Source organism: Niallia tiangongensis (assembly GCF_044704065.1).
Lineage (GTDB): Bacteria > Bacillota > Bacilli > Bacillales > Cytobacillaceae > Niallia > Niallia tiangongensis.
This window is the reverse complement of sequence record NZ_CP162613.1, coordinates 1,896,289-1,910,154: the sequence shown is the minus strand read 5'-3', so window position 1 is coordinate 1,910,154 and position 13,866 is coordinate 1,896,289. Positions and strand designations below refer to the sequence as shown.

Annotated in this window: 13 protein-coding genes and 1 riboswitch; of the genes, 4 read left to right on the top strand and 9 right to left on the bottom strand. The window is 32.9% G+C overall.

The genetic code is table 11. The features are described from left to right. The first annotated feature begins 43 nt into the window (after window positions 1-43). A complete protein-coding gene (locus AB3U99_RS08915; protein ID WP_400246939.1) occupies window positions 44-1,531 on the top strand; it encodes an ATP-binding protein in 1,488 nt (495 codons plus the stop codon). Between the two features lie 224 nt (window positions 1,532-1,755). Here the strand turns inward: AB3U99_RS08915 and AB3U99_RS08910 are convergent, their stop codons facing one another. Together AB3U99_RS08910 and AB3U99_RS08905 are read right to left on the bottom strand one after the other, a co-directional pair. Next, the gene (locus AB3U99_RS08910; protein WP_400246938.1) at window positions 1,756-2,025 is read right to left on the bottom strand and encodes a Spo0E family sporulation regulatory protein-aspartic acid phosphatase; all 270 of its coding nucleotides are present in this window, start codon (window positions 2,023-2,025) and stop codon (window positions 1,756-1,758) included. 351 nt (window positions 2,026-2,376) lie between these two features. Then, window positions 2,377-3,552 carry a pyridoxal phosphate-dependent aminotransferase gene (locus AB3U99_RS08905; RefSeq protein WP_400246936.1) on the bottom strand — a complete coding sequence of 392 codons (1,176 nt, stop codon included), beginning with the start codon at window positions 3,550-3,552 and terminating at the stop codon, window positions 2,377-2,379. A gap of 340 nt (window positions 3,553-3,892) precedes the next feature. On the opposite strand from AB3U99_RS08905, the gene AB3U99_RS08900 reads away from it, so the two are divergent. Further along, window positions 3,893-4,678 carry a carbon-nitrogen family hydrolase gene (locus tag AB3U99_RS08900; RefSeq protein WP_400246935.1) on the top strand — a complete coding sequence of 262 codons (786 nt, stop codon included), beginning with the start codon at window positions 3,893-3,895 and terminating at the stop codon, window positions 4,676-4,678. Window positions 4,679-5,146: 468 nt separating this feature from the next. Here the strand turns inward: AB3U99_RS08900 and AB3U99_RS08895 are convergent, their stop codons facing one another. Further along, window positions 5,147-5,719: a metalloregulator ArsR/SmtB family transcription factor gene (locus AB3U99_RS08895; protein WP_400246934.1), complete on the bottom strand. Its 573-nt coding sequence runs from the start codon at window positions 5,717-5,719 to the stop codon at window positions 5,147-5,149. A 205-nt stretch (window positions 5,720-5,924) separates the two neighbouring features. Next, window positions 5,925-7,799: a PAS domain S-box protein gene (locus tag AB3U99_RS08890; RefSeq protein ID WP_400246932.1), complete on the bottom strand. Its 1,875-nt coding sequence runs from the start codon at window positions 7,797-7,799 to the stop codon at window positions 5,925-5,927. A gap of 408 nt (window positions 7,800-8,207) precedes the next feature. Here AB3U99_RS08890 and AB3U99_RS08885 point away from each other — a divergent pair, with 408 nt between their 5' ends. Then, window positions 8,208-9,230, top strand: a complete 1,023-nt coding sequence (locus AB3U99_RS08885; RefSeq protein ID WP_400246931.1) for an acyltransferase family protein — start codon at window positions 8,208-8,210, stop codon at window positions 9,228-9,230. 50 nt (window positions 9,231-9,280) lie between these two features. Here AB3U99_RS08885 and AB3U99_RS08880 read toward each other — a convergent pair whose 3' ends face one another. From AB3U99_RS08880 to AB3U99_RS08870, 3 genes are all read right to left on the bottom strand, one after another. Continuing rightward, window positions 9,281-9,427, bottom strand: a complete 147-nt coding sequence (locus tag AB3U99_RS08880; RefSeq protein WP_400246930.1) for a hypothetical protein — start codon at window positions 9,425-9,427, stop codon at window positions 9,281-9,283. Then, window positions 9,428-9,586, bottom strand: coding sequence for a hypothetical protein (locus AB3U99_RS08875; protein ID WP_400246928.1), 159 nt, complete (start codon window positions 9,584-9,586; stop codon window positions 9,428-9,430). It lies immediately after the preceding gene. 134 nt (window positions 9,587-9,720) lie between these two features. Beyond that, window positions 9,721-11,076: a TrkH family potassium uptake protein gene (locus tag AB3U99_RS08870; RefSeq protein ID WP_400246926.1), complete on the bottom strand. Its 1,356-nt coding sequence runs from the start codon at window positions 11,074-11,076 to the stop codon at window positions 9,721-9,723. A 425-nt stretch (window positions 11,077-11,501) separates the two neighbouring features. Here AB3U99_RS08870 and AB3U99_RS08865 point away from each other — a divergent pair, with 425 nt between their 5' ends. Then, window positions 11,502-11,696 carry an alpha/beta-type small acid-soluble spore protein gene (locus AB3U99_RS08865; RefSeq protein ID WP_047942948.1) on the top strand — a complete coding sequence of 65 codons (195 nt, stop codon included), beginning with the start codon at window positions 11,502-11,504 and terminating at the stop codon, window positions 11,694-11,696. Between the two features lie 146 nt (window positions 11,697-11,842). On the opposite strand, the gene AB3U99_RS08860 is transcribed toward AB3U99_RS08865, so the two are convergent. Further along, a complete protein-coding gene (locus AB3U99_RS08860; RefSeq protein ID WP_400246925.1) occupies window positions 11,843-12,616 on the bottom strand; it encodes a TerC family protein in 774 nt (257 codons plus the stop codon). Between the two features lie 122 nt (window positions 12,617-12,738). Continuing rightward, window positions 12,739-12,833, bottom strand: a riboswitch (yybP-ykoY riboswitch). Window positions 12,834-12,981: 148 nt separating this feature from the next. Continuing rightward, window positions 12,982-13,455, bottom strand: coding sequence for a hypothetical protein (locus AB3U99_RS08855; RefSeq protein WP_400246923.1), 474 nt, complete (start codon window positions 13,453-13,455; stop codon window positions 12,982-12,984). Window positions 13,456-13,866 lie beyond the last annotated feature (411 nt).

Below are 13,866 nucleotides of genomic sequence, written 5' to 3'. Positions count from 1 at the left end.
AATGAAGTCTATATATTGGAATTTCGCTATGGAGAATCTATTAATGAAAATAAATACACAAAAAAAACTTTTATATATTGTAATCGTCGTTATTCCTATCATGATTACTGCCTTACTTTTTTTTAATTACCAAGTAAATAAAGAAATAGAAAAAAATAAAGCTCACGCAGAATGGATAGCTTCCATCCATCAAAGGCAATGGGACTCTTATATAAACAAAGTCGTTTCTTCTTTAAATATATTAAGTCTATCGATTCAAACAAATATTGATACACCAAAAGAGATGGATAGCTTGCTTAAAAAAGTATTTACGAACGAGCATATATATGGTGGTTTATTCTTGCTCGATAATAAAGGGAAAACGATTGCTGGAGTAAATGATACTTATGATTCCGTTAATATTTCAGAGGAAGATTATATATTAGAAGTTATAAACTCAAAAGATTTAGTGATTTCTAATCGCGAAGAAGTATTAAGTAATGGACAGAAGGTTATCGGTATTGCAATGCCTATTATAGGTGAACATAATCGACTAGACGCTATTATAACTGCTTATCTTCGTGTCGATTACCTTATTAATATAACGAAAATGTTATCCTCAGAGGAAAATATTGCGATTATGAATGGTCAAAAAGAAACAATGCTCTATATAAATGATGGTGCAACCTTAGGCAAAAATGTCATTAGTATGCCGATTGATCGTTTACCTTGGACTATTATCGTTGAATTAGAAAAGCCGAATATTTGGAGCATAGTAAAATCAAATATTTGGATACTTCTTTTCTTTATTCTAATTTTTCATCTGATTTATCTGACACTGATTCTTTACTATCAAAGGAAAGTAAGAGAAGAAGAAACAAAAGAGAACGAAATCCAAAAATTAGAGCTCGTTGGTAATTTAGCGGCTAGTTCTGCTCATGAAATTAGAAACCCTTTAACTGGAATCAAAGGATTAATCCAATTGTTAAGTGAAAAACATCAAGATCAAAAGGATCAGCTATATTTTTCCATTATCCAGAAAGAAATTGTGCGAATAAATGAAATCGTAAGTCAATTCCTTATTTTAGGAAAGCCTACCGCACAAAAAAAACATAAAATGAATTTAAAATCGATTATAGCAGAACTTGATCCACTGATTATTTCTGAAGCAAATTTATATAATGTAAAGTATATGAAAAAAATACCTGATCAAGACATTTATATCCTTGGGATTGCAGACCAAATGAAACAAGTGCTACTTAATTTAACAAAAAACGCACTTGAAGCAATGGAAAATGGTGGTCAGTTAGAGCTTACTGTCCGTACCATTCATTCAAATGTACTTATTGCAATAACTGATAATGGTATAGGCATGTCCAGCCGACAATTACAGAAAATATTTGAACCTTTTAATACTTCAAAGGAATCAGGAACCGGCTTGGGGCTTGTTGTATGTAAAAGAATCGTTGAATCATTCGATGGTGAAATACAAATATCCAGTAGAGAAAAGAAAGGAACAAAGGTTAATATTATCTTACCTTTAATGGAATAATATCTTGTCTATTTTCGCTTCTTCCATGTTCATTTCGTATCCCCATCTTCCATAAAAGGAGCTTATACCTTATGAACAAAAGAAGCTTTTTTTCTTTTTATCAACATAGCAGACATATATGAAGTAGAACGGGGTGCTGATTTAATTAAAGAAGGGCATTGATTTAGATGAAATATTATTCAGGTAATCACTGCCATTACCCTTCACCATAATTTACTTACTCTTTATCTATAAACAACCTCAGAATAATTCTTCCGTTTATATTGACTTGCATTAGACCAAAAAATTCGAGTGTTTTTATATTGTCTTTTTATTTGTTTTCTTTTTTCTCGTTCATTACGAAAAACAAGCTGATATTTATAGATTAATTCATCAAGTTCCTGACTTAATCTAATTGTCTCCTCATCGATTGTCCCACGCTCTTTTGCCGTTTTAATCATTACCTCCCTTTTATCTTGAATTTCAAATAACAATTCTGTCTTCTTACAATACACCTTTTTCTTCCTCCTAATCAAATTCCAACTTTCAAACAATTCATTATTGTTTACTTGATGAATTATTGCAATAAAACAAATAAAAGTAAATAGAATCGCAATATTAGACATTTTTTTAAGATAAAATAGGTAAAAAGACTCATTAACTTAATAGATTCCCACTTATTTTCGACAAAGATAATGGTGAAAATCGTCGAAAAGCAAAAATAATTAAAGCAAACGCTTTCTTTTTAGTTATTTTGACCTATAACCTTCTCTAATGTAGAAAAAGGGATACCTTTTTATATTAAAAAAGGATTAAATAGATAAAAATCTATTCAATCCTAAAGGGAAATTTTTAGCGATATTCACTTATTTAAAAATCGGAAGCGTACTTAATCTTTCAACTGCCTCTTGCAATCTCTCTACTTCAGTTAATAGCCCAACTCGAACATATCCCTCTCCAAATTGACCAAAACCGGATCCTGGAGCCATTGCAATATGTACTGTTTCTAATAAATAATCACTAAATTCTTGTGAAGTAAAACCATCTGGTACTTTCAGCCAAGTAAAGAATGACCCTTCTGGAGCATTAACTTCCCAACCAATTTCGTTAAGTCCTTTTATTAAAACATTTCGTCTCTTTTCATAAAGCTCATTCATTTCTTTAACACTTTCTTGAGACTCTGTTAATGCCGTGTAGGCAGCTTCCTGTATCGCTCCAAATAAACTTACATACAGATGGTCTTGGTAAAGATTAATAGCAGAAATTACACTACTATTTCCAACCGCAAAGGCAACTCGCCAGCCTGCCATATTAAATGTCTTTGATAAGGTATAAATTTCAACTCCAATATCCTTTGCACCATCAACTTGAAGAAAACTAATCGGTTTCTTTCCATCAAACCCAATTGCTCCATATGCAAAATCATGGACAACACATATATCATGCTGTCTACTTAGAGAAACTGTCTCAGCAAAGAATTCCTTTGTCGCAATCGCTCCAGTCGGATTGTTTGGATAATTTAAAAACATTAACTTTGCTTTCTCTAAATCTTTTTCTTCTATTTCATTATAGTTGGGTAAAAACCTATTTTGTTCACGTAACGGCATCATGACGGTCTCTGCTTTTGCTAAAGCAATCCCAGATAAATAGTCGGGATACCCAGGATCAGGAACCATTACTTTTTCTCCTGGATTCAATAAACATAACGGTATTTCTACAAGACCTGCCTTCCCCCCAAATAATATAGCCACCTCTGTTTCAGGATTTAAATCTACATTATATTCTCGCTTGTAAAATTGAGAAACTGCCGTCTTTAAATGTGGATAGCCTCTAAAAGGTGAATACTTATGATTTTTCGGTTCTTCTGCTGCCGCTTGCAGGCTCTGGATAATATTAGCAGGAGTCGGTTGATCTGGATTACCTTGTCCTAAATTAATCACATCGTGGCCTTTCTCAATATAGCTATTGACCTTTGTAACTAATGTAGCAAAAAACTGTTCTGGCAAATTTTTCAATAACTGAGATTGTTCATATGTCTTCATGTACCTCACACCTTCTTTAAACTATAAAGTGAAACTTTCATCAGTGGTGGTTTTCCTTCATCTCCCACTGATGGTTAGTTGAACCATTCGCTTCTTTACGGACAGTTGATCTCCCACCTATCTTCCTCATCTTCTCCAAAGCAAGTGTTGAGAGTCTTACAGTCCGTTAAGAGTGGGATAAACGTTAAAAATATTCCAATTACTTAAATGATGTAATTACAAAAATAATCGTTTAATAATTCGCTTTTTTATGATATAACCAAATTACCTTAATAATTGGATTTTTTAGTTGATTATCATTATATAGGAAAATAACGAAGATGAATAGAGGTGTTAGCTTTTGAAATTTCGAATTAGTTTAATTCAAATGGATATTGCATTTGGTAAACCAGAAGATAATTTTAAGCAAGTAGAAGAAAAAATTACTGCTGCTTGCAAAGATAACTGTGATATCATTGTATTGCCTGAGCTGTGGTCAACAGGCTATGACTTAACAAGACTTCTTACAATCGCTGATAATCATGCAAAGAGCACAATCTCTTTTTTAAAAGAATTAGCACTTAAACATCATGTCCATATCATTGGTGGATCTATCGCAAATAATAAAGGAAACGGCATATATAATTCTCTTATCGTTGTAGATAAATCTGGAAACGTCGCCCACACCTATGACAAACTCCATCTTTTTCAATTAATGGATGAACATTTATATTTAAAAAGCGGGACATCAAATGGCTTATTTTCTTTAGAAGGAAGAATGTTTGCCAGTATGATTTGCTATGACATTCGCTTCCCTGAATGGATAAGAGCTCATACAACAAAAGGAGCTGAAGCAATCTTTGTTGTTGCTGAATGGCCAAAGGCAAGATTGGCACACTGGAAAAGTTTACTTATTGCTCGAGCAATTGAAAATCAATGTTTTGTTATTGCATGTAATCGCGTTGGTGCGGATCCTGATAATGTCTTTGCAGGACATAGTATGATTATTGATCCATGGGGAGAAATCGTAGCGGAAGCAGGCGAGGAAGAAGAAATTCTAACAGCTTCTGTTCATTTAGATAAAGTTACAGAGGTTCGGAAGACTATCCCTATTTTTGCCGATCGCAAACCGGAATTTTATAATTGATTTTGGCATTTTCTAAAATTGTTTTTTATAGGAAAAGGCTGATTTCTAAAAGATTATTGCTTTTTCAATAGGAAAAATAAATTAATTAGTAATACTGAGCAGCCTGAATACATGTAGACTCCCTATGGAATTAGAAGGGCACTGAAAAACCGTTAATTAAGGGTAATTGATAGTTGCCAGTTGAATAAATTGGGATATTGCATTTGTGCTCCGAGGCTTGAGTTCCTGCAGGGTCTTGGACTTTCTCGCATCTCTCATAGGAGTCGAGCGGATGCCTCTCCAAACCAACCTATTATTCGCTTTCCAAGACCTAATCCTTATTTAAACTGGATAACTATACTTTTTCAGTGGCCTAGAGATGCCCGAGAAGGCTAAAAGCTTGCCCCATGGATAGCGAAGTGTATTCTGGCTGCGGGGCATAGCAACAAAGGACTGTTTAACTCGATTAAACAGTCCTTTCTCTTCCCTTTACTTTGCCCACATTTCCTCTGGATTAAGTTCATATATATTATTTTCTCTATACATATAATGATTAATGATAAACTCTCTTCTAATTGTGGCATAATCATCGAAATACTGTTTTATATGTTCATTTATTTCTTTTTCTTCATATTTTCTTCCAAAAACTAACCCCTTCAACATGTATTTGAATACAACTAATTTCTTCTTTCTTTGAGCAGGAATATTCTTAAGTCTCCCCTCTGCAGTAAAGAAGTTCTCAATAATTTTTGATTGTTCCTCATCGCTAACAATCATCACACTCTCCTCCATTCCAAATGCAAGTTTTTTTAAGGACTCTGTTTGTTGCAAAATAAAGGACTTGTTCAAATAAAAATAAATCGTATTCTTATCTCTTCTGTCATAGACGATATTTATTTCACGCATTTTCTTTAAATGATGGGTAATCGTAGGAGCAGATAAGCCCAGTTTATCCGCTAAAGCTTGCCCATTCCATGGTTTGTTTGCCAATAAAGAAATAATTCTTATTCTTGTTGGATCTCCCATTGTTTTATAAAAAGCAACCAGTTTATCTAATTGCATTCAACCACCTACTTTTATAAGTATCTAATTAGATGATAATAAAAGTAGATAGCTGTGTCAAGCAATAAAATAAGTACAATTAATTATCTGTTTGTTTTTCGTGTCTTACTGAAGCTTAAGAGTGGGATAAACGCGCTATTACAATTACTTTACTTCAACAAAAAAAGACCTAGTTACATACAACGGGGTCTTTAGTAATAATACGTTAGTCTATTATGTCTTTTTTTATTGGAAGTAGGAGGTGAAAAGTCGTGCCAACGCCTAGCTCCGACTCTACAGTCACTTTCCCATGATGCTCTTCAATTATTTGATAGGATACTAATAAACCTAAACCAGTCCCTTTTTCTTTTGTCGTATAAAAGGGCTCTCCAATTCTTGCTAGCTTTTCTTTACTCATTCCCTTTCCATTATCTCGGATTCCTATATGGAAGTAATCCTGTTTTGCTTTAATCGAAACCTCGATTTCCCCGCCATCTTCTAATACTTCTATTGCATTTTTTATGATATTTATAAATACCTTTTTCATTTGATTTGGTTCACAGTAAATCATTGGAATTTCTTCTTCATACATTTTTTTAAATTGAACATTTTGTAATACTGCTTGAGCATGAAGTAATTCCATCGTTTCATTCATAATCTGTCTTAAGTCACTTTTTACATATTTCACAACCTGTGGTTTAGCAAGCAATAAAAATTCATTAATTATCGATTCAATTCGCGTTAACTCTGATTTTATTACCGTAAAGTACATTTCATTTTCAGAAGAAGCCACATCCGTTTCTAATAGTTGAATAAAACCCTTTATAGCTGTCATTGGATTTCGAATTTCATGGGCTATTCCTGCTGCCAATTCTCCTACAACGTTTAATGTAGATGATTTCCTCAGCTGTTCTTCCAAAACGGCATTTTCTGTGATGTCACGTAATGTGGTAATACTTAAGCCTGAATAAACATTAAATTTATTTCTATACTCAAGCTGTGTATACTCCCGTTTATTCTGACATTTCACGGTATAAAGTCCTCGATTTTGTCCCTCTTCTTTTAGATTTAATAATTTGGGTTTGATATCTTCCCCTATCGATTTTGCAGAAGGAAGCGTGGATAATAAATCTAAACCGATTAAACACTCTTTGTTTTTGCCCAGTAAACGTTCCGCAGCTTTATTCATATCAATTATTTTAAATTTCTCATCCCAAATGATAATACCCTCAAAAACTTCTTCAAAAATATTTTTGAACATCGCCTTACTTTCTCTTATTTCCTCTTCCATTTTGTATCGTTCCGTTACATTACGAAAAATACTCATATTTAAACCTTCCACAGAATGTAGTTTTGTAGTAAATTCCAGTATTTTTTTCTGCCCATTTGGCATCAAAAACATTAATTCTTCTCGATTTTCCTTTTGATGATATAAATTCATGACTATTTCAGCATATCTCTTATCTTTTTTATAAATATAGTCACTAATTTTCGAAGTCAGCAATTGTTCTCTCGTACTTTCAAAGATTTTAAGAGCGGAGGCGTTAGCAGCAATAATTTTCCCTGTTTCTTTCCATAACACAATCCCATCAAGTGCTTCTGAAAAATATTCATTATACAAGATTTGTGTTTCTTCTTTCTCTCTTTCTTTTTCTATTTCTTCCGTTATATTTTCGATGATTGTTACAAATCCCATCTCATATGGCAAGCGACTTGTCAGGGTTTCAAAATAATGTAATTTATTATTAACCGTTATCGGTAATACACTACGTGCTAGACCGGATTTGTTTTTTAGATTATTAATATACTTTCTTATTATCGATTGTTCTTCTTGATTAAGGAAGTGCGTAATATTTCTACCGACAACTTGATCAACTTTTAAGTTAAAGTTATCACAAAGACATGTATTGATATCGCGAATAACACCATTATCATCAAATATAATGATCCCTACATTTATCGTTTGGAAAGCAGTTGATCGCCTATCCTGGATACGACTATTTTCCTCTAGTTTTTTTCTCAGCAGCGCATTCTCTTTTTCGACTTCGCTCAGTTTCTGCTGTAATTGGTGATATTCTTCTGAATAGGATATACGATCCATCGTAGTGGTTCCCCCCTTGCAAACGTAGTGTTTACATTATTCTACATAATTTTTGAATTTCCTCTCCTTCTGAAAAAATAAAACAGAAAAAAATTTAAAAAAATATAGGAGAAGAAATCTCACTATTTAATGGAAACAAGACAATCGTTTCATACTTTCCTATTTATTCCTCCTGCACCTATCATTTTTTTATAATTCCCCATAAAAAATTAAACAAATTTAAAGGGAAACCTGTTATTATAAATAAGGTTTTGCTCTTTGGGTTCTATCGCCCGTTCATTTCATTTTTGTAATAAATATAAGTTATTTCGTTAACAGATTAACTACATGCGATTAAAACTAGCGGTTTTGTGTTATATATAGTTAGTGTGAAATATGTGATATTTCCATTCATGAAAGGATGAGTTTATGAAACAACGGGATTACTACTTTGATAATGCAAAATTTATTTTGATCTTTTTCGTTGTCTTCGGTCATTTTATCCAATCATTTATAAATGACGATCAAAATATTTATACGTTATATAAAGTAATTTACACTTTTCATATGCCGGCATTTATTTTAATTTCGGGATTTTTTGCTAAGGGGATTGCGGAAAAGGGGTATATAAAAAAATATGCAAAAAAGCTTATTATTCCTTACCTTATCTTTCAACTAGTATACAGCATTTTTTATTATTTTCTTTATGGAAAATCCACGTTTGCAATTGAACCGTTGACACCACATTGGTCCCTATGGTTTTTAATTAGTTTATTTTTTTGGAACATCTTTTTATTAGCATTTGTGAAATTAAAGCCGATACAAGGGATTATCCTATCCCTACTATTAGGACTTACAATAGGCATGATTGATTGGACATCAACCTATTTAAGCTTAACGAGAACATTCGTTTTCTTTCCTTTATTCTTAATAGGCTTTTATATGAAGAAGGAACACTTCAATTTAGTAAAAACGAGAAAAGCTAGACTTAGTGCTATTATCATTTTCGCTCTTGTTTTTATTGGCTTTCATTTCTTTCCATCGATTAATTATCAGTGGTTATTTGGCTCTAAATCCTATGAGGCATTAGGGGAAGGGTACTTAGTAGGAATGGCAATTCGAATATTTTTCTATATGTTAAGCTTTCTCATGATTTTTTGCTTTTTCGCATGTGTGCCGAAAAAGCAGTATTTCTTCACTAAATTTGGTAAATCAACGTTATATGTATATTTATTACATGGTTTCTTTATCCGTCTATTTAGACAAAGTGATTTACCGGATATATTTGAATCTCCCAGATCGTATGTGATGATTGTAGTTGTATCTTTCTTGATTACGATGCTGCTTTCAAGCAATATCATCATTTCTTTCACACAGCCGATGATTGAGTTAAGAAGTTCAAAATTGAAACAACTACTCTTTAAGAGTTCAACGTATACTTCAAATAGATAGATAATGAATCTTCCCATCAGTAATACCGATTCACTGATGGGAAGATTTCTTTATTTCCTTCTAGCTTTCCCCTTTCCTTTTTCCTTTGTTAATGCTTCTGTATCATAGAATTTGCTTGCATTCACATCACCAAATTCTTGACCAAATTCTACATTTGAGCTCTCTGTTTGTTTACGACTCTTTTCTTTTTTCGGCATTTAATTTCCCTCTCTTCCCTGCTTTGAATTTCGATTAGCACCTTTGATTGGGTTCTCGCCTCTGCTAAATTCAGCAGAAAATTCCGTTTCTTGGGTGTTTGTCTTCGGAGTTTTACTATATTTTTCTACACTATTAAATTCAGCCTTGCGCTTTGCCATATTAGTCATCTCTCCTTTCACACTTACATTTTTATTATTCGCAAGCCAAAAAAAGATATGCTTCCCTACATTTGTTAAAAAGGAATACACACAAAAATAGAGCTGCCTTATTGCAGCTCCATTTTTTGTCTTTATTACCCAATAATAATTCGTTCTTTTGGATAATGGAAATTATCTTTTTTCTCTTTTCCACCGATAATATAGATGAAAGAAGTCAATCCTATTCTTCCAATAAACATTAGCAGCATAATAACGCATTTTCCAAAGTTAGATAATTCTGAAGTTAAGCCTAATGAAAGCCCTGTCGTACCAAAAGCAGAACAAACTTCGAAAAGGATTGCAATGAGAGAGGCATTTTCTGATATGGAAAGAGCGATAACAGCGACAATACAAATTCCAGTCGCAAATATTGTTACTACTAATGATTTTATTATATCCTCTTCATGTATTTCTCTTTTAAATATCTTTATATGCCTGTTCCCATTTGCATAATGGTAAATAAATAATATGTTTAATGCAAAGGTTGTCGTTCGTATTCCACCACCAACAGAACTTGGAGAGGCACCGATAAACATAAGAAAACAAAAAATAAGCAATGTCGTAATAGAATACGCATTTAAATCCATTGTTGCTAAACCACCGCTTCGTGTGGACGTAGAATGAAAAAATGCATTAAAGAATATTTGGTGCCAACTCATTCCTGCATAATAATTTCCCCATTCTAAAAGAATAATCATGATTGTTCCAAATAACAAAAGAAAACCAAAAGTAATGGTAGTTAACTTCGTAAATAAAGAAAATTTCAAATCCATATTTCCTGCTTTTGGGAAAAGATAATTTTTTCCTTCAATCAATACAGGAAATCCGATTGCTCCTAATGTAATAAGGATGATATTGACAAGCTGTACAAAATAATCATCCTTAAACGGAGTAAGTGATTGACCTGTTAAATCTAATCCTCCATTTGTAGTAGCACTAACAGACGCAAAAGCGCCATGTAAAATAGATTCTTTCCAGGTAGGATAATAATTATGGAATTGCAAAGTAAGAATAATAGCTCCAACCACTTCAATGATAACAATAATTTTAAAGATTTCTCTAATTAAATTGACTAGCCCTGAAAGATTAGACTGATTGTGATCAATCATTATTAACTGTCTCTCTCTTAAGCCTATCTTCCTACGAAAAATCATCCAGAAGAATGTTCCAATCGCCATAACGCCAATTCCACCAAATTGTAGAACAAGCATTAAGACTATTATTCCATATGTACTATACGTTTCTGCGATATTAATTACCGTTAGTCCTGTTACACTTACTGCTGTAACAGCAGTAAACAGCGTATCCATAAATGATACCGTTACTCCTTCTTTATGTACCCCTGGTAAACTTAATAATAGAACTGATATACTAACCGCTAATATATAATAGCTGGTTATCATTTGTGCAGGAGTTAGATTTTGAAGGACTAACTTAAACTTCTTGCCCATTAAAAAACAATCCCTTTCTTTCAAGCCAATTAATAAAAATCAATTATTTACTTTCTTTTTTATGACTAATTAATAATGTCTTTTTACAAAGCATGGATAATAATCAGTATAAGTTATCTATCCCTAGTCGTACAACCTTATATTATAATGTTTACTTAACTTTTAATAAAGCACTGTAACATTATACGATACGCTATTGTAGTCAGGAAAGATTCATTTTTTTAGACTCTTTTCATGAAGCTAATTACGAATGACTCTATGTTGAATGTAATTTATCCTATTTTCTCCCATATACACAAACATTACCACTAATGAACTTCAAATAAATCCATATATTATAAGTACAGAATCATTTATCATTTCCATAAAAAATTGCAATGAATTTGATAAATAATCGCTGTACTATTAATAAGGAGGAATAAAGAATGGCTTCTAGAAATAAATTATTAGTTCCAGGAATTGAACAATATTTAGATAGTGTTAAATATGAAATTGCACAAGAATTTGGAGTAAACCTAGGATCAGATACCGTTTCTCGTGCTAACGGCTCTGTTGGAGGAGAGATTACAAAAAGACTTGTTCAACAAGCACAAGCAGAACTTTCCGGTAAAACACAGTAATATAAGTGTTCGTATTACCATCTCTAATTTAGGCTTTAGCCGAGAACCCTCGTGACTTCAGTCGTGGGTTGTTGACAGTAACGTTTTTGAAATATATCGTTCAAAAAAAGCCATTCCAAATTATGGATGGCTTTCTTTTTATCCTTTTATGCATTGCTTTCCTTTGTTTTAACAGCTTCTTTATTGGAAAAGAAATATCCCCCAATAGCGATTGCTACTAATACAACCCAGAAAATTCCTTTCCAAACTTTAGATTCTGGAAAATGCTCATCTAAGAATCCGATAGATGGGTGTGCTAAAGTAAATACAGCTAATTTTACACCAACCCAACCAACAATTAAAAATGCTGCTGTTTCAAGAGACGGACGGGAATGAAGTAACTTAACAAACCAGTTAGCTGCAAAACGCATGATGATCAATCCAATTAAACCACCAAGGAACATAACTAAAAATTGTCCTCCATCAATTCCACCTAACGAAAACCAATTTGTTTTCGGTAAGGTAATCGCAAGCGCAACTGCCGCTAACATCGAATCGATTGCAAATGCAATATCCGCTAATTCTACTTTTAAAACCGTCATCCAAAAACCAGATTGTTTCTTCGCCTTCTTCTCTTTATCCCCCTCATTCTTTTTCGCATATTTCCCATAAATATTATGCACTGCAATAAAGAGAAGATAAAGAGCACCAATCGCTTGAACTTGCCATACATCTACCAAAAATGAAATCATGAATAAGGTAGCAAAACGGAAGACAAACGCACCCAATAGTCCGTAGAAGAGCGCCTTTTTTTGTTGCTCAGCTGGTAAATGTTTAACCATAACCGCCATAACAACTGCATTATCTGCTGCCAATAACCCCTCTAATACAATTAGAATCAATAAAACCCAGCCATACTCTAATAACATACTCGCATCCAATAATATTTCCCCCTTTAGGTTTTATTTGTATACTTCCTATTAGCAGGTTTTGCTACAACTCTCGTTATTATGTACAAAAGTGCGCAAAAAAGACCTTTGCCAAATAGGCAAAGGTCTTGCTAAGCACTAACATGCCAACAAAGCCGATGGCATATGCCATGAACTGACGACTTTGTTTTAGGTATCAACCTAAAAGCTACTCCCCTTTGAGTAGTATACAAATATTAATATGTTTTAATTATATACATTATTGAACTATTTGCCAATAGTTTTTTCTGATTTTTTTATTTTACTGATAAATTTTTCAGAAATAGCATACTGAACTCTAAACCTACACCCTTATTCTTGGGTGTAACAGAGGATTTTCACAAATGTCTCTTTTTTTTGTAATAGATTAAACAATACTTTACCATTTGACCGCAAATGATACCGGGTATCAAAAAAACCATCGGTAAAAAAACAGGACCTAACAACACACCAAATAGCTTTAACTTTGTCGAATAAAAAACGCCTACCGTAACAAAATATGCGCAAAAAACAAATGGCAAAAAAGCATATTCATTGTCTGTATCCATTACTTCTTTATAGGCATCCCACATCGCAAACATATATAAACACGGATAAAACAATATCCATTGAAAGTCCATTACGTTAATTGCTTCTTGGATATTGCCGCAAAAACTAAGCATAATTGCTATATTGAAGTTACTTTTCGCATTTATAATAAACTCTAAAATAACAAACAATGTTCCTTTCCAATATTTTTTCAATAATAACTGACTAAAACCTGGAAGTGCAATACTCCACATGATTGCTTCAAGTCTACTTAGGCCCTTCATTGGTATCACCATCTATTTTTCTGTACCTACTTACATTTTTAGCGAAATAGTGATATTTTATACAATATGAATTTCTACAATTTTACATCCTTTAAAAATCTATTATACAGCTTCGTAAAACATAAAAATTCCATTGCAATATTATCTTGATAATCTGCCACTTCACCACTGATTAAATATACTTTTCTCAAAAAATTAGTTGTTTTGGAAAATTTATTGCCAGGAGTAAGCAGCCTGAATATACTTCCCTTTCTATGTAGGGAATCTCGCCTTTCTCGCTAAGAGCCAAGGTGTATTCAGTCATCTCAATATTTCTATTTATCTCACTCTTAACGGACAGACAGTAAGACTCACACCTCTTGCTTATGAGAATTCGAAGAAGATAGGCGGGAGAGCCACTGTCCGTAAAGG